Raw genomic sequence first — 22,273 nt, forward strand, 5'->3', positions numbered from 1 at the left:
ATGCAAAACGCTCCGCGCTCCCGAATTCTCCTATTGCTGCAACTTCTCCTGGAGCAGACCGATGAGCACCACTACGCAACTGGCGCAGATATTCTCCATTTTTGGGAGACTCATGGCATCCAGGCCAACCGGAAAAACGTCTACAGCGATATCCAGCTGCTCATGGAATTTGGGTTGGACATCATCTGCATCAAAAGCACGCAGAACCGTTACTTTATCGGCTCCCGGCTGCTGGAGCTGCCGGAACTGAAACTGCTGGTGGACGCCGTGGAGTCCTCCCACCTCATCACGGAGAAGAAAAGCGCCGCCCTCATCGAGAAGTTGGGCCACCTCACAAGCCGGCACAACGCCGCGCTCCTGAACCGCCCCGTCTACATGGACGGCACGGCCAAGCCGGACAACGAGGCCGTGTACTACGCCATCGACGCCATCCAGACGGCGATCCACGAACAGCGGGCCATCTCCTTCCAGTATTTCGAGTACACGCCGAAAAAGGAAAAGATCCTGAAACATAAGGGGTACCGCTATGGCTTCAGCCCTTACGCCCTCATCTGGAACCGGGACTTCTACTACGCCGTGGGCTGGTCGGGAAAGCACAGGAAACTGGCCCAGTTCCGGGTGGACCGCATGACGGCCATCCAAGAAACCGACGCCCCTTACATAGCAGACCCGTTCTTTGACCCATCCAGTTATGTCCGGGAGGTCTTTGGTATCTACGAAAAGCACCGCTTCTTTACCGAGCGGCTGATCGAGGCTGGAGTAGACCCGGAAACGGCGGAAAGGGACGCCTGCCGCATTGAGCACGTCATCAGCGATGAGAGTTTCCGACGACTGAAGGCAGTTGCGAAATCAGAGTCATAAGCACAGCAAAAGGAGAGGGCCGTGCGTACGGCCCTCTCCTTTTGCAATCGGGAGGTAATATAGTGGACGAAATCATCGTCATTCGGGCCGCAGACCCGGACGGCAGTATATTTAAGGCAATCGTTAATGCGCTGAAGGACAAAAGAACGGAAGCGGTTCATGTCGCTGACACAGTTTCCTCCGTGTTGCGTGTCGGAGAACTGGAGATCCATCATGAGTACCGCTGGGTGATGATGGCCGGCAGGGAAGTGCGTCTCAACCACGGGGAATACGCCATGCTCTACTGCATGGCCAGTTCACCAGGGCAAGTGTTCTCAAGGGCACAGCTCTATGCAGCGGCTTGGGGAGAGGAGTATCTGCATGGGTCGACCTCCGTGGAGAATATCATCTGGCGGCTGAGAAAAAGCTGGAGCCCGATTCAAGGAACCCGATCTACATTAAAACTGTGATTGGAGCAGGATATAAAATCGAGATTCCAAATAACGCCGGCCAGCAGAGGAGATAATCTCCTTTGCTGGTCAGTTCTTTGAAAATTGAGTCGTGAAACTATCCAGATGCAGACACCGGTGCATGACACGCAAACAACAATAATCTCGTCCAATCAGAGCAAAGTCGGCCAAACAGGGCAGACAACCAACCACTCAACCGATAAAATAGGACGAAGTGAGGAGGCCGGGCGGCGTCCTATTTTTCAATACATGGGTTAGCAATATCTAACTAAAAGGAGAGTGCGTTATGTCTGAACCAATCAAACGCCGCGGAATGAGCGGCAAGGATGTCATTACCGTGGGGATTTTCTCCGCCATTTACTTCGTCATTAACTTCGCCTTCATGCTTCTGGGCGGGCTGCACCCGCTGCTATGGATCTTGATGCCCGGCTTCATCGCCCTGTTCACCGGCATCCCGTATCTCATGATGTGCGCCAAGGTGCAGAAGGCGGGTTCGGTGTTGCTTATGGGCCTCATCACCGGCCTCATCTACTATGTCACCGGGCAGTTCACCGTGGTGATCCTTGTCTCCTTCGTCCTGGCCTGCGGCCTGGCGGAACTCACCAGGGGCCTCATCAACTACCGGAGCATCGCCGGCAACATGGCGTCCTTTGTGCTGTTCTCGGTGGGCATGGTGGGATCTCCGCTGCCCATCTGGCTCATGCGGGAGGACTTCCTGCGGCAGATTACGGAGCAGGGGATGCCGGCGGACTATGTGAACACCCTGGCAGCCCTCTCCTCCACTGGAATGCTGGTGGTGCTGTTTCTGGCGCCCATCGTGGGCGCGATCATCGGGGGCTTCATCGCCCGGGCCATGTTCCGCAAGCACTTTGAGAAGGCCGGCCTGGTGTGAGATGAAAGCGGAACAGCGGATCTTTGACCCGAGGGCCGGACTCTGGCTGCTGATTGCGGCGAACATGATCGCGTTTCGACCCCATACCTTCTGGCTGGAATTGGTCCTGATCGGACTGCTGCTGGTGCTGATGCTGGGCCATGGACGGCTGACCATGGCGGTCAAATGGGCGGTGGGATACTGCGCGCTGGTGGTATTCCAGCAATTCATCCTGCCAGTGTCCCCCATGGTCATCGCCACCAGTTTTACCATCTTCGCCACCTACACCCGCCGGATGTTTCCCTGCCTGATGACGGGGGCATTGATGCTGACCTGTACCCCGCTGAGATACCTGATCGTAGGCCTGCGGCAGCTGCATATCCCCCAGAAACTGATTGTGGCCATTTCCGTTACCCTGCGGTATTTCCCTGCCATTCGGGAGGAGGTGGGCTACATCCGGGATGCCATGAAACTGCGGGACATCCGGGGACTGGCCCGGCTGGAGTGTACGGTGATGCCGCTAATGGTGTCCGCCACGGAGACGGCGGAGGAGCTGTCCGCGGCGGCGGTGACCCGGGGTATCGAAAACCCAGCCCGCAAAACCAGCGCCATATCCCTGCGGCTTTCCACTCTGGACCTATTGGGGATGCTGGCAGGCTTGGCCTTGCTGGTGCTCTCATTTGTGGTACAATAAGGGAGGCAATGACAATGATAAGCATTGACAATGTTTCCTTCGGCTATGGGGAGGCGCAGGAAACGCTCTCCCAGGTCAGCGCCGCCATCGCGCCGGGTGAGTGTGTCCTGCTGTGCGGGGCCTCTGGCTGCGGCAAGACTACGGTGACGAAACTGATCAACGGCCTGATCCCGGCCTTCACCCCCGGCTGCCGCCTGGAAGGGCGGGTAGAGGTAGACGGTCTTGACCCTGGGATGACACCTATGTATGAGTTGGCCCGGAAAGTCGGCTCTGTATTCCAAAATCCGAAATCCCAGTTTTTCAATCTGGACACGGACAGCGAACTGGCCTTCGGTCTGGAAAACGAGGGCCGGCCGCCGGAGGAGATCCGGAAGCGGGTGGCAGATACCGTGGATGCGCTGCACCTTCAGGATTTGCAGGCACGGAGCATCTTCTCCCTGTCCGGCGGGCAGAAGCAGCTGCTGGCCTTCGGCTCGGTCTATGCCATGGGCCCGGAGGTTTTTGTGCTGGACGAGCCCACGGCCAATTTGGACCAGGAAGCCATCGCCCGGCTCCACGACCAGATCGCCTGTTTGAAACATCAGGGCCGCACGGTGGTGATCGCGGAGCATCGGCTGTATTTCCTTACAGATCTGATCGACCGGGCGCTCTATCTGCGGGACGGGGTGCTGGAGCGTACCTTCACCCGGGAGCAATTCTGCGGTCTGACCGAACAAGAGCGGGAGGAACTGGGACTTCGGACCCTGACGCCGGCGGCCTGTACCCTGCCTGCTGTGGCGCCAGCGGGCACGAAAGAAGGTTTGTCCGTAGAGGGATTGACCTGTGCCTATCGGAAAGAACCTGCTGTGTTTCAAGGCCTGTCCTTTTCTGCCCGCCCCGGGGAAGTGGTGGCTATCACCGGACCCAATGGCGTGGGCAAGACCACCCTCTCCCGGTGCCTGTGCGGCCTGATCCGGGAACAGGCTGGACAGATCAGACTGGATGGCAGACCGCTGAACCGAAAGGAGCGGCAGAGGGCGGCGTTCTGCGTCATGCAGGATGTGAACCACCAGCTCTTCTCCGACAGCGTGTGGGGCGAGTGCCGGATGTCCGCACCGGATGCGCCTGACTCAACAGTGGAAGGGGTGCTGGACAGTCTCCATTTGCTGCCCTTCCGGGAGCGCCACCCCATGTCCCTGTCCGGCGGGCAGAAGCAGCGGCTGGCGGTGGCCACGGCGCTGCTGTCGGAGAAACCGATCTTGATTTTTGACGAACCCACCAGCGGCCTGGACTACGCCCGTATGGTGGAAGTGTCCGGGGTGATCCGAAGCCTGGCCCGGCAGGGGCGGATCGTGTTGGTGGTCACCCACGACCAGGAGTTTTTGCAGCGCGCCTGTGACCGGGTGCTGCGGCTCTGAGAGGAGGAGAACCATGCTGGAGCGCATCATGGCGGACAACGGCTTTCCCAGCCCCGTAGCAGAGAGTGGAGGATGCCGGGTCTTCCAGTTTCACAGTGAGTCCGGGGAGGGGATCATGACCCAGTATGACCTGTTTCCCGGCGTCTATCTCATGTATAACGACTTCAACATGGAGAGCTATGACTCCGTGTTCCGCACCACGGAAGATATGCTGTGCATCGACTACTGCCGCCAGGACCGGATGGAGTACCCGGCGGGGCCGGACACCTACTCCTATGTGGAGGCCGGGGACCTGAAGCTGGACCGCCGGCTGGAGCACCAGGGCCACTTTACCTTTCCGCTCTCCCACTACCACGGAATTACCATCGGGTTTACCCTGCCCCTTGCCGCCCAATCCCTGAAGGAATGGGTGAGGGAGTTCCCGGTGGATCTGGGGCGGCTCCAGGAGAAATTCTGCGCCGGCCGTCACCCCAGGGTGATCCACGGGGCGCCCTCTGTGGACCACATCTTCCAGGAGCTCTATGCGGTGCCGGAGCAGATCAAACTGCCCTACTTCCGCATCAAGGTGCTGGAGCTGCTGCTGTATCTGGATGCCCTGGAACTGAACGGGAGAACGGAGAAGCCCTACTTCTATAAGTCCCAGGTGGAGAAGGTCAAGGCCGCCCACCGCCTGCTGACCGAGGACCTGGAGCGGCACTACACCATTGCAGAACTCTCAGAGCGTTTCTCTATCCCGGCCACGGCCTTGAAGGAGTGCTTCAAGTCGGTCTACGGCCAGCCCGTGGGTACCTATATGCGGAACCTACGCATGGACCGGGCCGCCCTGCTCCTCCGGCAGGAGCCCCAGACCAGCGTGGCGGAGATCGCCGGACGGGTGGGCTATGACAGCGCCAGCAAATTCGCCGCCGTGTTCAGGGAGGCCAAGGGGAAGACCCCGCTGGAATACCGGCGGGAAGGGCGGTAAATGTTTTCGTCCAAACGGGACCGAACCGGCGCGCCGGAGCGGACAGGAACAAAGTATCTCCCTATAATCGTTGTAGTTAGCGTGAGCGAACTACAACGATTTTTCTTTGAGAGGAGTGCTGTGTATGAAGGAGAGGACCTGGCTTGGCATCCTGCTGTCCTTCGCCGCGCCCTGCCGGGGGAAGATGGCCGCCTCTGTGGTGCTGGCTATTCTCAGCGTTGCGGGCGGCTTTGTGCCATACCTTGGCGTCTATCAGATCATCCGGCTGTTTCTGGAGCGGCAGGCCAGCTGGGAGGGCATCCTGTTCTGGTGCGGCGTATGCCTTGCGGGTTACGCCATCAAGGTGGCGGGCTACGCCTTGTCCACCATGCTGGCCCATGTATCCGCCTACACCATTCTGGAGGGCCTGCGCCTCCAGGCGGCGGACCGGCTTATGGGGGCGCCCCTGGGAGAGGTGGACTCCCGGCCTATCGGCGCCATGAAGAGCACCATCGTGGACCGGATCGAGGACATCGAGCCGCCCCTGGCCCACATGATCCCGGAGCTGAGCTCCAACATCCTGCTGCCCCTGGTGGTGGCTATCGCCATGTTTGCCATCGACTGGCGGATGGGGCTGGCCCTGCTGGTGACCATCCCCGTGGCACTGATTCCCATGGCATTTGGGCTGCGGACTTATAACAAAAACTACGCCGCCTACATGGCGGCCAACGCCCATGTGAACAGCGTCATTGTGGAGTATGTGGAGGGTATCCAGGTGGTCAAAGCCTTCAGCCAGGGGGAGCGGTCCTATCAGAAATTCGCCAATGCGGTGAGATCCTTCCGTGATTTTACGATGGACTGGTTCCGCTGCACCTGGGCATCCATGAACCTGTGCCTGTCCATCCTGCCCACTACCCTGCTGGGGACGCTCCCCATGGGGATCTATCTCTATCAGACAGGGGTGCTGGACCCGGCCCAGGTGACGCTGTGCCTAATGCTGGCGCTGGGGATCGTGACCCCGCTCATGAGCGCCACCGCCTTCATCAACTCCATGAAGAGCATGCAGTTTGCTGTGAAGGATACCCGGGAGCTGCTGGACCTGCCCCAGCTGTCCCAGGCGGAACAGGACGCGCCCCTCAATGGCTGTGATATTCAGCTGCGGGATGTGTCCTTCTCCTACGGCGGCGATGGAGAAGAAGTGCTCCACCATCTGGACCTGACCATCCCCCAGGGGAAGTTTACCGCCCTGGTAGGCCCCTCCGGCGGCGGAAAGTCCACCATCGCCCGGCTGGCGGCCCGGTTCTGGGATGTGACCGGCGGCTCCATCACCCTGGGCGGGCGGGACATCCGGGAACTGCCTCTGAAACAGCTCTCCCGGGAGATCAGCTTCGTCACCCAGGACAACTTTCTCTTTGACTGCTCCCTGAAGGAGAACATCCGGCTGGGAAGGCCGGGGGCCTCAGACGAGGAGGTGTTCGCCGCCGCCAGGGCAGCCCAGTGTGAGGAGTTCATCGGCCGTCTGGAGCACGGCTGGGACACCGCCGCCGGGGACGCGGGCAAGCAGCTCTCCGGCGGAGAGCGTCAGCGTATCGCCATCGCCCGGGCAATTTTGAAGGACGCGCCCATCGTCATTTTGGACGAGGCCACCGCCTTCACGGACCCGGAGAATGAGGACAAGATCCAGAGGTCCATCATGGCCCTCTCCAAGGGAAAGACGCTGCTGGTGATCGCCCACCGGCTGTCCACTATCCAGAACGCGGACCAGATCGTGGTGCTGGAGAAGGGGCAGATCGTGGACCGGGGCGTCCAGAGCGAACTGCTCTCCCACTGCCCGCTGTATCAGGCCCTTTGGGCAGCCCATGTGGGAGCGAAAACTTGGGCGGTCACTTCTGGGGAAAAGGAGGGAAACTGAGATGTTTCACAGTGTCGGACGCATATTGAGGTGGGCGAAGGGCTACCGGAGACGCATGATTCTGGGCTTTGTCTGCTCCTTCTTCGCCACCTGGTGTACCGCCGGACCGGTGATGCTGGCCGCCTGGGCTTTGGGACGGCTGATCGGGAACGCCTGGGGAGAAAACGAACTCTCGGCCTCTCTTCCCTGGCTGTGCCTGGGCGGGATCGTGGCGCTGATCCTGCTGCGGTTCCTCTTCACCTATTGGAAGAACCGGCTCCAGGAGAGCATCGGCACGGAGCGGGCGGCGGACCAGCGCATGGAGCTGGGGGATGTGCTGAAACGGGTGTCCCTGGGGTACTTCGCAAGGAACAACCTGGGGGACATCCTGACCGCCCTCACCACGGAACTGAGCACGCTGGAACTTCAGAGCATGAAGATGGTGGACGCGGTGATCAACGGCTATATCCAGGTGGCTGTGATCCTGCTGTGCGTGGCCATCTTCTGCCCGCCCGCGGCCCTGGTGGCGCTGGTCGGCGTCTTGGTTTCCGCCTTTGCCCTGCGGGGCATCGGCCGGCAGAGCGCCCGCACCGCACCAGTGGGCCACCGGGCCCAGGAGGCCCTCTCCGGCGCGGCCATCGAGTACATCCACGGCCTGCCGGTGGTGAAGTCCTTCGGCCAGGACGGGGTATCCGTCCAGCGGTTCCAGGAGGCCTGCCGGGACAACAAGGCCATCCGCATCAAGAATGAGTTTGGATTCGTGCCATGGAATTGCCTGCACCTGTTTGCTCTGCGGGCGGCGTCCGTGGGGCTGGTCCTTACCGCCGGGCAGCAGGCTTTGGTGGGGGCGTTGCCGCTCCCGTATTTCCTGATGATCGCCCTGTTCTCCTTCACCATCTTCGGCAGCGTGGAGGCCATCAACGACGCGGCCCACATCCTGTCGGTGACAGACTCGGTACTGGACCGGCTGGAGGAACTGGAGCACACCGACTTCATCGACAAGGACGGACGGGAGATCACCCCGGAGCGGTTCGACGTGACCCTCTCCCATGTGTCCTTCGGCTACGGCCAGCGAGAAGTGCTCCACGATGTGACCTTTACCGCGCCCCAGGGGACCACCACCGCCATCGTGGGGCCTTCCGGCTCCGGCAAGAGCACCATCTGCAATCTGGTGGCCCGGTTCTACGATGCGGACAGCGGGACCGTGTCCGTCGGCGGCCGCGACGTACGGGAGTACACGTGCGAGAGCCTGCTGCGGAACATCTCCATGGTCTTTCAGAATGTGTATCTCTTCCAGGACAGCGTGGAGAACAACATCAAATTCGGATGCCCCGACGCCACCCATGAGCAGGTGGTGGCCGCCGCCAAGGCCGCCTGCTGCCACGACTTCATCATGTCCCTGCCAGATGGGTATGACACGGTGATTGGGGAAGGCGGTTCCACCCTTTCCGGCGGGGAGAAGCAGCGCATTTCCATCGCCCGGGCCATCTTGAAGGACGCCCCTATTGTCATCCTGGACGAAGCCACCGCCAGTGTGGACCCGGAGAATGAGCACCTGATCCAGCAGGCCCTGTCCGCCCTGACCAAGGGGAAGACGATCCTCACCATCGCCCACCGGCTGGCCACCATCCAGCACGCCGATCAGATTTTAGTGGTGGAGGATGGTCGCATCGTCCAGCGGGGCACCCATGAGGAACTAATGGCCCAGGGCGGGCTGTACCGGCGGTTCATTGAGATCCGAGAACAGGCCGAAGGCTGGCGAATCCAGTAGGGGAGGGTATCATGGAACTCCGAGCATCCGGCGAAGATTACCTGGAGGCCATTCTGGTGCTCCAAAAACAGAAAGGCATAGTGCGCTCCGTGGATGTGGCCCGACACATGGATGTGTCCAAGCCCAGCGTATGCCATGCAGTGGCCACTTTGAAAAGTGGAGGGTTCCTTACTATGGATGACGATTTTTTCTTGCATCTGACCGAGGTGGGCCGCGAGGTTGCGGAGCAGATCTACGAAAAGCACCGCTTTTTTACCCAACGCCTGATCGCTGCCGGCGTGGATCCGAAAACCGCTGAGGCAGACGCCTGCCGGATTGAGCACGTCATCAGCGAGGAGAGCTTCCGGCGACTCAAGGCAGCTATGGAACCAGAGCCATAAGTACAGCAAGAGGAGGGGGCCGTGCGGACGGCCCTCTCTTTCTGCAGTCGGGAGGTAATATAGTGGACGAAATCATTGTCATCCGGGCTGCAGACCCGGACGGCAGTTTATTTCAGGCAATCATGGACGTTTTGAAAGACAAGCGGGCGGAAGTGATCCACGCCGCTACCTCAGTCTCCTCCGTGCTGCGCATCGGGGAGTTGGAGATCCATCACGGGCACCGCCGGGTGTTTGTGGCCGGCAGGGAAGTGCGTCTCAACCACGGGGAATACGCCATGCTCTACTGCATGGCCAGCGCCCCCGGGCAGGTATTTTCCAAGGTGCAGCTCTATGCAGCGGCTTGGGGAGAGGGGTATCTGCATAGGACTACATCGGTAGAGAATATCATCTGGCGGCTGAGACGGAAATTGGAATCTGATCCGAAACATCCAGACTATATTAAGACAGTGCTCAGAGCAGGATACAAGATGAACAATCCAATGAATAAGGTGGTTAATCTTCGTTCTGATTAGAACAGTTGTGATAATTTTATCAAAAAAGAACAGTTTTATGAAAAGGTCAACCGACGTTGAGAATATGATATGGCAACGTAGAAAAGGACTGGAGGACGATCCTCCGTATCCAATCTATATAAAACTGAGATCGGGAGCGGCTATAAACATCGCTGCGGAGTGGACTTGATAAACTGAGACGATTACCATAAGCGAATAAAATTATTATTATAGTCGCAAAGCGATTGACAGACGTATAGCAGTGTGCTATTATACTATTGCGACTAAAATTAAAATAATAGTCGCAAAAGGAGAATGCCTATGTCACCGAGGATTTTTTCTACCACCCAGCGGGAGGAACTGCGGATCAAGATGTTGGACGCAGGCTTTGAACTGATCAAACAGCACGGCATGACCCATGCCTCTGTGGAGAAGATCTCCCAAGCCGCCGGCCTGGGTAAGAGCACCTTTTACAACTTTTTCTCCTCCAAGGAGGAGTTCGTCACCGACATCATGGAGTATCAGCGGGACCGTGTCAAGCAACACTTTGAGCAGATCCTGAACGGCCGGGAGAAGATGACCGCTGCGGAAGGCAAGGAGTATCTGAAACTCATCGTATTCAGCCGGAACAGTATCTACCAGTACCTGACCGCAGAGGACATGGAAAAACTCAAGCAGGCGTCCTCCCCGGAGTGTACCAGTCCAGATGACAGCCTCTATGACCAGCGGGAGGCCGAGATCATGCACGGCCTGTTTGACCATATGGAGGGGGTACGGCCTGATTTGGACCTCCATGTGGTGGCCAACCTCATTAAGATCATGGCGATGGCAAAGGTCAACCGGGATGCCCTGCATGCCGATGCTCTGGACCGAACCCTTGACCATATCTATGGACTCCTGTATTCTCTGATTTTTGAGGAGGGCGCTTGACCGCGCCTTTCTTTATCAGCAGAAGTTAGCGATAACTAATTAAAGTGAGGTGTTTTTCATGCGCTCGAAATCCCCAAAAGAGAAACAGGGCGTTGCCCGGCTTTTTGAATTGGCGGGCCAAAGGGGGAGGAAGTTAACCTTGGCCTGTGTACTGTCCGTCCTGTCCTCGGCCGCTCGCATCGTACCATTCTTCACCATCTACGGTGTGGTGCGGGAGCTGCTGGCTCATTACCAGGAGCCATCCATGGTGGATCAAAATGCGATCCTAACGCTCTGCGCGGTCACTTTTGGTGCGGCGTTGGTCTACGGCCTGTGCGCCTTCATTTCCTCTGCACTTTCCCATACGGCGGCCTATGAGATTATCTACGACCTGCGGCTGCAGCTGATGGAGAAGCTCTCCCGCGTCTCCTCCGGATTTTTCACCGGCACAACCCAGGGAGCCATCAAGAAGGTGGTCTCCGATGACTCCAACCAGATCGAGGCGTTTCTGGCGCACCACTTCTGCGAGATCGCGGCCGCAGTTGCTACGCCGGTCTTTACCCTTCTGTACCTGTTCGGCATGGACTGGCGTCTGGCCATTGTGACTCTGCTGCCTATTCTGGTCTCTCTGGTACTGCTCTCCGCCTGCTTGAAACAGCCCGACAAGGCGGCCCTCCAAGTGGAACTCCACGACGCCCAGGAGCGGATGCAGGAGACGGTGGTGGAGTATATTCACGGCATGAGCGTCATTAAGGTGTTCAACCGCACCCTCAGCGCCTTCCGACGGTTTGAAGAGGACCTCAACCACTTTACCGAGGTGGTGGACCGGACAGCTCGGGCCAACGCCAAGTCCATGGGTGCCTACTACGCTTTTTTCGGCGCGCAGCTGCTGTTCCTGCTCCCGGCCGTTTTGCTGCTGATCCCCATGGCGGAGAGCTATCTGGACTTCCTGCCGGTGATCCTGCTGTTTTTCCTGGTGGGCAGCGGCCTCAAGGAGCCTATGGAGAACCTGATGCAGATGGTGATACTTTCGGGCCGCATCGTGGAGGGGGTCAGCCGCATCGACAACATTCTCCGCCAGCCGGAACCGGATCAGGATGGCGCTGGAGATCCCACCACGTTCGATGTGGAATTTTCTGATGTGGAGTTTGCTTATACGGAGGGCATCCCAGCGGTAGACCATGTATCCTTTCATCTGTCCCAGGGAACTGTCACCGGGCTGGTGGGACCTTCTGGTGGTGGGAAATCCACTTTGGCCCAGCTTTTGCTGCGGTTCTATGGGCCCCAGGGGGGCACCATCCGCATTGGCGGCGTGGACATCCGGGAGATCCCGCCTGCACGGTTGATGGAGCTGGTGGCCTATGTGTTCCAAGACTCCGTGCTGTTTACAGATACCATTGAAAACAACATCCGTATGGGGAATACCGAAGCCACCACGGAGGAAGTGGAGCAGGCGGCCCGGAACGCTGGCATCCATGAGGTTATCCAGGCATTGCCCCAGGGATATCAGACAGTGGTGAGCCGGGACGACGCCTATCTCTCCGGCGGTGAGAAACAGCGCCTTGCCATTGCGCGAGTCTTCCTGAAAGACGCCCCTATCATCATCTTGGATGAGGCAACCGCCTACGCGGACGCCGAAAACGAGGCAAAGATCCAGGCGGCATTTGCGAAACTGGCCCAGAACAAGACGGTGCTGATGATTGCCCATCGGCTGAAAACGGTGGAGCGGGCAGACCAAATCTTGGTTATGGACAAAGGGAAATTGGTGGGGGCAGGGACCCATGAGGAACTGCTGACAGGCTGTGAGACCTATAAGCATCTGGTAGACGCCAATCTGCGGCGGGATCGCTGGAGTATCGGGAAGGGAGCGGTGCAGGTATGAAGTTCAGAGATTGGTTTCAAATGATGACCCTGGGCCACCCTGGGAAGTACCTGCGCCTGATGGCCTGGTGCCTCTTTGACAGCATTGTAATGTCTGTCCCATACGGACTGATGCTGGGTGCTGTCTATTTCCTCCTGGTCCCTCTGGCAGAACCCGGGGCCGCACTCCCCACTGGGGTACTCTGGGGGCTTGCCGCCGGATTCTTGGCCCAGTTGATCGTCTACTTCTTCATCCGCCAGAAAACCTACATAGATGCCTGCACCGGTTATGCGGGGATTATCAAGGACTCCCAGATCACACTGGGGGAGCATCTGCGCCAGTTGTCCATGGGCTTTTATTCCAGCAGGGACGCTGGGGATCTGTCCACCGTCCTTCTGCGGGATTACCAGACGGTGGGCGACTTATCCCAGCAGTTACTGCCACAGACAGCGGTCATTGTTATCCGCTTTGTACTGGCGGCCGTATGCCTCTCCTGGTTCAACGGCATGATGACTTTGGCACTGTTTGCGGTGATCCCCCTGGCACTTCCCTTTGCGTTCTGGAGCCTGCGCCGGATGGGGACGGTCAGCGCCGATCTCCAGCAGGCCCAGCGTGAAGTGGCCTCCGGCATCTTGGAATATGTCAATGGCATTCAAACCCTCCGGGCCTTCAATTTGGCCGGCCAGCACTTCCAAAGCCTCAAGAAATCCTTTGATCAGGAGCGGAAGGCGGCAATCGGGATGGAGACCGGCGCGGCCGCGCCGGTGAGCATGCTGGGCCGGGCCATTTTGAGTTGCGGGATCGGGCTGGTTATTCTGGTGGGTGTTGTACTGCTGACCCGCGGGGAGTTGACACCCTACTATTACATTGCCTTCCTGATCCTCACGCTGACGGTCTATGAGCCGGTCCTGACTTTGTTCACCTTCATCGCGGACTTCTCCCGCACCCGCCGAAGCGGAGAACGGATCAAGGCCCTGTTTGATGAAAAGCCCCTGCCGGAACCGACAGTTAGTCAGACACCGCAAGGGACAGACATCGTATTTGACCATGTATCCTTCGGCTATGGAAAAACCGAGGTCCTGCACGACATTTCCCTGCAATTCCCGGCCCGGAGCGTCACCGCACTGGTGGGGCCGTCCGGCTCCGGGAAGTCCACCATCACCCGGTTGGCCGCCCGGTTCTGGGATGTGAACAGCGGAGCGGTGCGGCTGGGCTGTGTGGACGTACGGGACATGAAAAGTGACGAGGTGCTCAGCCGCATCAGTGTTGTCTTTCAGGACGTGTATCTCTTTCATGACACGGTAGAGGGAAATATCCGCATGGGAAAGCCGGACGCCACCAAGGAGGAGATCATCGCGGCAGCCAAGGCCGCGGCCTGTCACGACTTCATCATGGCCCTGCCCGAAGGTTACCAGACCATGGTGGGAGAGGGTGGCTCCACCCTCTCCGGCGGGGAAAAGCAGCGAATCTCCATTGCCCGAGCTTTGCTGAAGGATGCCCCCATTGTTCTGCTGGACGAGGCAACAGCATCCCTTGACCCCGAGAACGAGGTGCTGATTCAGCAGGCGATCTCCGCTTTGGTTGCGGAAAAGACCGTCATCGTCATTGCCCACCGGCTCCAATCCATTATGAGTGCCGACAATATTGTGGTTCTGGATGAGGGCCGGGTAGCCGAGCAGGGCACCCATGAAGAACTGCTGAAGCGAAATGGGATCTATGCCCGGCTTTGGGCTGAGCAGTGCCAGGCGGCAAGCTGGGGATTGTAGCATAGGCAGCAGAATAGGCAGAAAAACCGCAGTTGCCCTAAATGGGTGACTGCGGTTTTTCCATCGTGTCTATCTGTCATGGTAATCAGAACGAGAGGCTTGACAGGCTGAACACTGCGTGCTATATTGTAAACATCGTTAGCGAACAACGATAACAAAGAAAGGAGGCAAGTATGCCGAAGGACAAGACGGAAACCCACGAACGGATCATACCGGCCGCCATGAAGATCTTTCTGGAAAAAGGCTTTGAAAAGGCCACCATGCGGGAGATCGCGGAGGAGGCTGGCATCACCGCCGCCGGACTGTACCGCCACTTTGTAGACAAGGAGGCCATGTTCGCCGCCCTGGTGGAGCCGGTACTCTCCGAACTTCAGAAGTGGTGTGAGCGGACGCGGCAGGTGGACTATGACTTTCTGGAGCAGGGCGACCTGGATGCCATGTGGGATTCAGGCAATGATTTGGGCCTGGTGGTGGAACAGATCTATTCCCATTTCAACGAGTTCAAGCTGCTGCTTTGCTGTTCCGCCGGGACCAAGTACGCCTGGTTTCTCCACGATATTGTGGTTATGGAGCAGCAGGAGACGCTGGCCTACATGGAGGAAGCGAAGAAGCATGGCGTCCCGGTAAAAGAAGTGGACCCCAAAGAACTCCATCTGCTTATGACCGCCTATACCAATGCCCTCTTTGAAGTTGTAGTCCATGACTTCACCAAGGAGGAGGCCCTGCACTACCTGGATACGATGCACCAGTTCTTCATTCCCGGCTGGCGGGCCATCCTGGGGCTTTGAACAGCCCCTTTTTTCTACATTTGAGTTAGCGAAAACTAACTAAAATCCACAACAGGAGGTGCGTATGTAAATGAAGCGTGTATGGACGGCCAGGAGCCTTGCTGCCGTGCTCGGCGGGTCCCTGCTCTATTTCCTGATCACGGTGCTGGTGATGATGTGTGGGTCATTTTCCCCCTTGTTCTGGGTCTTTCTCCCGGCCATCACCGCATCTGGCGGCCCGAACGCCCCGGTTTGGGGTACCGGTACTCATGAACTTAGTGGTGCTTCTGCTGTTCCTGGCGGCGGGTGAGCTGTCCGGCTGGATGGCGGTGACGCTGGCGGCCGGAGCGGTGCTGGCGGAGCTGGTGCGGCGGCTGGGCGGGTATGAGAGCCTGCGGGCCGCCCGCTGGAGCTTTCTCCCGCTGGCCTTCAGCTCCAGCGGGAGTCCACTCTACATTTGGATCGACCCGGCCCGGACGGCAGCCAGCGCCGCGGAAGAGATGTCCCCAGCCTATGCCGCGGCGGTGGAGGGGCTTGCTACGCCGGGGATGCTGGTCCTGATGCTGGCGGCCATCATCGTGGGAGCCGCCATCGGCGCATGGCTTGGGAGCCCGCTTTGGAAACGCGGTCAGGCCCGAATCTATATCAGAAAAGCATGAGCCGTATCGGAATACGGCGGAAAGGAAGTGCAGAATGAAAACAAAACGGGAAAATCCCCTGAAAGTCCTCTTTTCCTTCTCTGGAGAGGCCAGGGGAAAAATGACTGGCTCGGTGATCCTGGCCTTTATCGGAGAGATGTTCGGCATGGCCCCCTATTTTGTGGTGACCCTGCTGGCGAAGGAGCTGTATGAGGGCACTGCCACGGTGGAACGGGCGGCGGTCATGGCGGTGACGGCGGCGGTGTGCATGTGCCTGCGGGCGTGGCTTACCGGCCTGTCCTCCATGCGCAGCCATACAGTTTCCTTCACCATCCTGAAGAACATCCGGTGCGCTCTGGCGGATAAAATGGCGAAGGTCCCCATGGGCGTCATGCTGGAGACCCCCTCCGGCACCTTCAAGACTTTGATGGTGGACAATGTGGGGCGGCTGGAGGACATCATCGCCCACATGGTGCCGGAGCTGCCCTCCAACCTGGCCGGGCCGGTTTTCAGCATCATCCTGGTGTTCGTTCTGGACTGGCGGATGGGGCTGGCCGCCTTCATTACCGTCCCCCTGAGCCTGGTGTTCGCCGTGTGCATGATGCGGGGGTACAAGGAGAAGATGGCCGTCTACCTGCGCTCGGGCAACGAGATGAATGCCGCCCTGGTGGAGTATGTGGGCGGCATCCAGGTCATCAAGGCATTCGGGCAGGGGAGCAAGAGCTTCGGGGAGTTCTCCCGGTCGGTCAACTTTTTCCACGACAGCACCCTGGCCTGGTGGCGGCAGAGCTGGTTTTGGATGGCGGGCTTCAAGGCGGTGCTCCCCTCCACTTTACTGGGCACGCTGCCCGTGGGAGCGTGGCTCTATATGCAGGGCACGCTGGAGCTGCCCCTGTTCCTGGCCTGCATCATCATCCCCTTCGGCTTTATGGCCGGGCTCATCAAATTCGGCTTTGCCCTGGGGCAGCTTTCCTACATGGCTCCCAACCTGGACCCCATTCAGGACTTCCTCGACACGCCGGAGCAGCGCCGGCCTGAAAAGCCGGTGAAGCTGGGAGAGCGTTCCTTCCGTTTTGACCGGGTGTGCTTCTCCTATGATGGGAAGAAAGAGGTCCTCCACGATGTGAGCTTTACCGCCCGCACTGGGCAGATCACCGCCATTGTGGGGCCCTCCGGCTCCGGAAAATCCACCATTGCCAAGCTGATGGCCGGCTTCTGGGACGCCACAGGCGGGACGGTCTCCTTCGGCGGGCAGGACATCCAAAATATTCCCTTTGACCAGCTCATGGGGGAGATCAGCTATGTGGCCCAGGACAACTTCCTCTTTGACAGGTCCATCCGGGAGAATATCCGCATGGGCGACCCCGGCGCCACCGACGCGGAGGTGGAAGCCGCGGCCAGGGCCGCCAACTGCCATGACTTTATCATGAATCTGGAGCAGGGGTACGATACCCTGGCCGGAGACGCCGGGGACCGGCTCTCCGGCGGAGAGCGCCAGCGCATCACCATCGCCCGGGCCATGCTCAAAAAGGCGTCCGTCATCATTCTGGACGAGGCAACCGCCTTCGCTGACCCCGAGAGCGAGGCGCAGATCCAACAGGCCATCTCCCGTCTGGTACGGGGCAAGACCCTGATCGTGGTGGCCCACCGGCTGAACACCATCCAGAACGCGGATCAAATTCTGGTGATCGACCAGGGGCGGCTTGCCGCCTGCGGCCGGCAGGAGGAGCTGCTTAACACCTGCCCCCTGTACCGGACTATGTGGGAGCAGTATCAAAGCACGGCGGCTTTTGCCGGAAAGGAGGTCAACTGAATGTTCCATACCATCAAACGGATTCTGGATATTGCCGGAGACCAGAAAAAATACATCTATGCGGGCATTGTCTGCAACATCCTGAAAACCTTTTCCATGGCCATGATGCTCATGGCGGTCTATGTGGTGATCTCCCATCTGGACAGCCTCACCGCCGAGGTGATCGGACAGGGCCTCGGCATCCTGATTGCCAGCGTGTTCGGCCGTTTCCTGTTCCAGTGGCTGGAGGACATCTCTATGAGCGCCAAGGGCTTCGACATCTTCCGGGACTACCGGCTGGCTATCGGTGAGAAGATGAAAAGCGCCCCCATGGGCTACTTCTCCGACCAGCGCCTAGGCACCATCCAGACCACTCTCACCTCCACGGTGGTGGAGCTGGAGCAGTATTCCATGCTGTTTATCACGGACATCACCGGCGGCGTGTCCATGTCGGTCATCATTATTGTAATGATGCTGTTTTTCAGTCCCTGGTTCTCCCTGCTGTCCCTGGCGGGCCTGCTGGTGGGCCTCTATGTGCTGGGAATGGTGCAGAAAGCCGCGGCAGAGCACACCCCCAAGGTGCAGGAGGCGCAGGAGGAGCTGGTCACCCAGTCGCTGGAGTACATCCGGGGCATCGCGGTGCTGCGCTCCTTCTCCCAGACGGTGGGGCAGGACGGCGCGGTGTACCAGTCCTTCCGCCGGCGGCAGAAGGCGGCGCTGGATCAGGAGAAGGCGGCCCTGCCCGCCCTGCGGCTCTATATTCTGGTGTTCAAGCTCACCGGCTGCGCCCTCATGTTCCTGTCCACCTTCCTCTACCTGCAGGGGGCCATCTCCCTGACCTACTGCTTTTTGTTCCTGGTGGCGTCCTTTATCCTCTACTCCGAGATGGAGGTCATGGGGGACGGCTCCTTCCTGGACAAGAAGATCGCCACTGAGCTGGACCGGCTGGAGGCTGTGACCAACATCCCCTCCCTGGACCGGACGGACAAGGCCCTCGCTCCCGGCCGCTTCGACATTGAGCTGAAGGAGGTATCCTTCTCCTATGGAGGAGGCCGGAAGGTCATCGACCATGTTTCTCTCAAAATCCCCCAGGGGACTACCTGCGCCGTGGTGGGACCGTCCGGCTCTGGAAAGACCACCTTATGCAGCCTGATCGCCCGTTTTTGGGATGTGCAGGAGGGGAGTGTCTGCGTGGGCGGCATGGATGTGAAGGACTGCACCGCCGACAGCCTGCTGAAAAACCTCTCCATGGTCTTCCAAAATGTGTATCTCTTCCACGACTCCATTGAGAACAACATCAAATTCGGCAATCCCAACGCCACTCACGGGCAGGTGGTGGAGGCGGCCAAGCGCGCACAGTGCCACGACTTTATCATGGCGCTGCCCGACGGCTATAATACGATGGTGGGAGAGGGCGGCTCCACCCTCTCCGGAGGCGAGAAGCAGCGGGTCTCCATTGCCCGCGCCATTCTGAAGGACGCCCCCATCGTCATTCTGGATGAGGCGACTTCCAGTGTGGACCCGGAGAACGAACACCTGCTTTTGGCCGCCATCCGGGAGCTGACGGCGGGCAAAACACTCATTTCCATCGCCCACCGGCTTTCAACCGTCCGGGACGCGGATCAGATCGTGGTGGTGGACCAGGGACGGATCGTTCAGCAGGGGACTCACGATGCGCTGATGGCGCAGGACGGCCTCTACCGCCGGTTTGTTCAGGTCCGGGAGCAGGCCGAGGGCTGGCGGCTGGAATAATCGTTTTTTTAGGCGTCGTTCTGGAAGGTTGCAGAAAGGCCAGAGGCCGCCGGCATGATGCCGGCGGCCTCTGGCCGCTTACCGCCTGCCAGGTCTGCTGCTTGGACATATTGACAATCAGCCATTCAGGAGGAACCCAGCCTACAATTCACCATAATAAACTGTACCTGATATTTCGGCTATTTTCAAGTTTATATCATCCTGAATGAGAATATATTACTTGTCCGTAAGCGCCTGATATAGTATATTGTGGTTAGTATACGCAAACTGATGGCATGGAGGAACGCGCAATGGAAATGAAACAACTGGAGAGCTTTGTGACCGCCTGCGAACGCGGAAGCATTTCACAAGCTGCGGCTTGCATGTATACCACGCAGCCAAACGTCAGCAAAACCATCCGTACATTGGAGCATGAACTGGGACGGCCCCTTCTGGTCCGGAGCGGGAAGGGCGTACAGCCTACGGTTTATGGGAAGACCGTACTGGAGTATGCGAAGCTGATTCTGAGGGCAACGGCTACGATCTCCTCTTTAGCCGTGCCGGATGAGCAGGACGGTCTGCGGCTGTCCACATATCCTAGCAACATGGTGTCACGCCTGTTGGTAGACTTCTACAAAACCTGGGGACCTCGAATCCATATTGAGCACCATGAGGGCACCGTGGAGGAGATCACCAACCATGTCCACCAGGGGATCTCCGAAGTCGGGATCGTATATGTGGCGCAAAAGCAGACTCCTACATTCCAACACATTCTTTTCCACAAGAAATTGGAATTTGTTCCTCAGAGTGAAAAGAGCATCTGCGTCTATGTAGGACCTCAGCACCCACTGTATCATGCGGAGAGTGTGGACTTTTCAGAACTGCCAAATCTGAAATTCATGCGGGGAGTACGGGATTTCTTTTCCATGGAACATCATCTTGAAACGGTGAGCATGGGAGTCATTGACCAAAGCGTTATGAAGCACGTGATATACAGCGACAGTGACCACTCGATCATCAATTTTCTGCTCCACACGGATGTTTGCAGTCTAGGCCTGAATTTTATGCACCGCCCCTATGAACAATATGATATCAAACCGTTGTCCATCAACGGATGCGAGCCGTTTCTCCAAATCGGCTATGTGCTGGACCCAGAGCGCCCGCTCTCGCCGCAGGCCTCCTGGCTGATAGAGCGGTTCAGGGAAATGCTGTAAGGGCATAACAAATAGTTATGGAATTCCATGAAAAACTGGCCTCTGGTAAGTCTTGACTAACTGTTGTAAAATTACAGACCGTAGTACAAGACTACAATATTTAAGACTGGAGGCATTTATGAAAAGAAGGATTTTTTCTGTGCTGTTGAGCAGCGCTCTGTTGCTGACGGCGCTCGCCGGCTGCGGGCAAGGGGGCGAAGCAGATCCAAGCGGAAGCCCGTCCGACGCAGAGAGTGAAACCGCTACGCGGGACGAGCTGATATTTGTCAACTATCGGGATATCCGGGACCTGAACCCCCACCTGTACGCCGGTGAGATGTACGCCCAGAGTATCCTTTACGATACACTGGTGAGCAATACGGAAGATGGTTATGTGGGTTGTCTGGCAGAGGACTGGACCATCAGCGATGATAGCCGGATCTATACCTTCAATATCCGGGACGGCGTAACCTTCTCCGACGGAACACCCTGCGACGCCAACGCCATTCTGACCAACTTCAACGCGATTCTGGAAAACCGGGAGCGGCACACCTGGCTGGAGATGATGAACCTGCTGGTGAGCGTTTCGGCGCCGGACAGCGACACTTTTGTCATTGAGATGAGCGAGCCGTACTACCCCATGCTCACCGAGCTGGCTTGCATCCGCCCGTTCGCAATGATTTCCCCTAACTGCATGATCGACGGCAGCACGATGAACGGCGTCAACGGCTATATCGGGACAGGTCCTTATGTGCTCACAGACTTTGTTACCGATGAGTATGCTGTTTTTGAGCGCAATGAGAATTATTGGGGTGAGGCGCCCGCAATTCAGAAGATCACTGTCAAGGTCATCCCCGACAACCAGACACGCATTATGGCCCTGGAGAATGAGGAGATCGACCTGATTTTCGGCAAGAACATGCTGGACGCTGATGCCATCAGCCAGTATGTGGACAGTGACCGGTTCACCGTAAGCTTGTCTGACCCCACCTCCACCCGGCATATTGTGCTGAACACCACCCACGATATTTTGGGAGACGTGGCGGTGCGAAAGGCGCTCCAGCACGCCACAAACCGGCAGGCCATCTCCGAGGGCATTTTCTACGGCCTGGAGCCGGCAGCGGATACCCTTTATTCCACAACCGTCCCCTACTGTGACGTGGATTTGGAGCCTTATGCTTACGACACAGATGAGGCGGCCCGCCTTCTGGACGAGGCCGGCTGGGTTATGGGAAGCGACGGGGTCCGCGCCAAGAATGGACAGAAACTGGAACTGGACCTCCTCTACAACAGCGACAGCGTTACTGAGAAGACTATTTCCGAGTATCTTCAGAGCGAGTATCTGAAATTGGGCATCTCCCTGAACATCCACGGCGAGGAAGAACAGTCTTATCGTGATAACATGAAAGCCGGTAATTTCGATATGGTGTTCAACATCTGCTGGGGTATGCCTTATGATCCCCAGTCCTCTCTGGCTGCTATGCGGGCCCCGGTGTATGGCGACTACGCTGCACAGCAGGGACTGGAGGACAAGGCGGAGATCGATCAGGCCATCACGGATATCCTCACCTCCACCGATGAGACAGAGCGTCAGGAACTATATGACTTTGTTCTGACCCGGCTCCATGAGGACGCCGTCTACATCCCCTTGACCTATGAAACCAACAAGGCCCTTTATACCTCGGAACTGAAGGGGGTCCACTTCGGCACCGACCAGTATGATGTGGATTTCGCAAGCATGTACTTCGAGTAATCGTCGATGGCATCGGGGCCGCTTCTTTTGAAGCGGCCCTTATGATGAATTGCTTTCGCTCGCGGGATTTGCTCACGCTTTCCCCAGGCGTGAAGCACACAAGAAACACGTTTGC

The 22,273-nt window shown here is 58.2% G+C and carries 20 protein-coding genes; all 20 read left to right on the forward strand.

The annotated features are described in order from the left end of the window. The 20 genes from B5E42_RS01390 (at position 1) to nikA (ending at position 22,158) form a co-directional block, all read left to right on the forward strand. On the forward strand, positions 1 to 861 hold the full coding sequence (locus B5E42_RS01390; RefSeq protein WP_141242416.1) for a WYL domain-containing protein: 861 nt from the start codon (positions 1 to 3) through the stop codon (positions 859 to 861). A 62-nt stretch (positions 862 to 923) separates the two neighbouring features. Further along, a complete protein-coding gene (locus B5E42_RS01395) occupies positions 924 to 1,310 on the forward strand; it encodes a winged helix-turn-helix domain-containing protein (RefSeq protein ID WP_242966975.1) in 387 nt (128 codons plus the stop codon). Positions 1,311 to 1,596: 286 nt separating this feature from the next. After that, complete coding sequence (locus tag B5E42_RS01400) at positions 1,597 to 2,202, forward strand: MptD family putative ECF transporter S component (RefSeq protein WP_087236168.1); 606 nt, start codon at positions 1,597 to 1,599, stop codon at positions 2,200 to 2,202. A 1-nt stretch (position 2,203) separates the two neighbouring features. Further along, complete coding sequence (locus B5E42_RS01405; RefSeq protein WP_087236170.1) at positions 2,204 to 2,875, forward strand: energy-coupling factor transporter transmembrane component T; 672 nt, start codon at positions 2,204 to 2,206, stop codon at positions 2,873 to 2,875. 14 nt (positions 2,876 to 2,889) lie between these two features. Next, positions 2,890 to 4,272 carry an energy-coupling factor ABC transporter ATP-binding protein gene (locus B5E42_RS01410; RefSeq protein WP_087236171.1) on the forward strand — a complete coding sequence of 461 codons (1,383 nt, stop codon included), beginning with the start codon at positions 2,890 to 2,892 and terminating at the stop codon, positions 4,270 to 4,272. Between the two features lie 13 nt (positions 4,273 to 4,285). Further along, positions 4,286 to 5,236, forward strand: a complete 951-nt coding sequence (locus B5E42_RS01415) for an AraC family transcriptional regulator (protein ID WP_087236173.1) — start codon at positions 4,286 to 4,288, stop codon at positions 5,234 to 5,236. A gap of 124 nt (positions 5,237 to 5,360) precedes the next feature. Further along, positions 5,361 to 7,127, forward strand: coding sequence for an ABC transporter ATP-binding protein (locus B5E42_RS01420; protein ID WP_087236175.1), 1,767 nt, complete (start codon positions 5,361 to 5,363; stop codon positions 7,125 to 7,127). 1 nt (position 7,128) lies between these two features. Further along, positions 7,129 to 8,877: an ABC transporter ATP-binding protein gene (locus tag B5E42_RS01425; RefSeq protein ID WP_087236177.1), complete on the forward strand. Its 1,749-nt coding sequence runs from the start codon at positions 7,129 to 7,131 to the stop codon at positions 8,875 to 8,877. 11 nt (positions 8,878 to 8,888) lie between these two features. After that, positions 8,889 to 9,257 (forward strand): metal-dependent transcriptional regulator, encoded by a 369-nt coding sequence (locus tag B5E42_RS01430; RefSeq protein WP_087236179.1) that lies wholly within the window; start codon positions 8,889 to 8,891, stop codon positions 9,255 to 9,257. Positions 9,258 to 9,319: 62 nt separating this feature from the next. After that, positions 9,320 to 9,769, forward strand: coding sequence for a response regulator transcription factor (locus tag B5E42_RS01435; protein WP_087236182.1), 450 nt, complete (start codon positions 9,320 to 9,322; stop codon positions 9,767 to 9,769). Positions 9,770 to 10,069: 300 nt separating this feature from the next. Continuing rightward, a complete protein-coding gene (locus tag B5E42_RS01440) occupies positions 10,070 to 10,678 on the forward strand; it encodes a TetR/AcrR family transcriptional regulator (RefSeq protein ID WP_087236184.1) in 609 nt (202 codons plus the stop codon). A 139-nt stretch (positions 10,679 to 10,817) separates the two neighbouring features. Further along, a complete protein-coding gene (locus B5E42_RS01445) occupies positions 10,818 to 12,539 on the forward strand; it encodes an ABC transporter ATP-binding protein (RefSeq protein WP_242966976.1) in 1,722 nt (573 codons plus the stop codon). Beyond that, complete coding sequence (locus tag B5E42_RS01450) at positions 12,536 to 14,284, forward strand: ABC transporter ATP-binding protein (RefSeq protein WP_204244361.1); 1,749 nt, start codon at positions 12,536 to 12,538, stop codon at positions 14,282 to 14,284. Before B5E42_RS01445 ends, B5E42_RS01450 begins: the two co-directional genes overlap by 4 nt. Before the next feature lie 173 nt (positions 14,285 to 14,457). After that, complete coding sequence (locus B5E42_RS01455) at positions 14,458 to 15,072, forward strand: TetR/AcrR family transcriptional regulator (protein ID WP_006573116.1); 615 nt, start codon at positions 14,458 to 14,460, stop codon at positions 15,070 to 15,072. 70 nt (positions 15,073 to 15,142) lie between these two features. After that, complete coding sequence (locus B5E42_RS18590) at positions 15,143 to 15,361, forward strand: hypothetical protein (RefSeq protein WP_141242417.1); 219 nt, start codon at positions 15,143 to 15,145, stop codon at positions 15,359 to 15,361. After that, positions 15,321 to 15,710, forward strand: a complete 390-nt coding sequence (locus B5E42_RS01460; protein ID WP_087236188.1) for an MptD family putative ECF transporter S component — start codon at positions 15,321 to 15,323, stop codon at positions 15,708 to 15,710. Before B5E42_RS18590 ends, B5E42_RS01460 begins: the two co-directional genes overlap by 41 nt. Positions 15,711 to 15,744: 34 nt before the next feature. Next, positions 15,745 to 17,502 carry an ABC transporter ATP-binding protein gene (locus B5E42_RS01465; RefSeq protein WP_087236190.1) on the forward strand — a complete coding sequence of 586 codons (1,758 nt, stop codon included), beginning with the start codon at positions 15,745 to 15,747 and terminating at the stop codon, positions 17,500 to 17,502. Next, the gene (locus B5E42_RS01470) at positions 17,503 to 19,233 is read left to right on the forward strand and encodes an ABC transporter ATP-binding protein (RefSeq protein ID WP_087236192.1); all 1,731 of its coding nucleotides are present in this window, start codon (positions 17,503 to 17,505) and stop codon (positions 19,231 to 19,233) included. It begins immediately after the preceding gene. Positions 19,234 to 19,523: 290 nt separating this feature from the next. After that, positions 19,524 to 20,426, forward strand: a complete 903-nt coding sequence (locus B5E42_RS01475) for a LysR family transcriptional regulator (RefSeq protein WP_055181046.1) — start codon at positions 19,524 to 19,526, stop codon at positions 20,424 to 20,426. A gap of 139 nt (positions 20,427 to 20,565) precedes the next feature. Further along, entirely contained in the window at positions 20,566 to 22,158 is a 1,593-nt protein-coding gene (nikA, locus tag B5E42_RS01480) for a nickel ABC transporter substrate-binding protein (protein ID WP_343214160.1), read from the forward strand. Positions 22,159 to 22,273 lie beyond the last annotated feature (115 nt).

It is taken from the genome of Flavonifractor sp. An10, assembly GCF_002161215.1.
GTDB lineage: Bacteria > Bacillota > Clostridia > Oscillospirales > Oscillospiraceae > Flavonifractor > Flavonifractor avistercoris.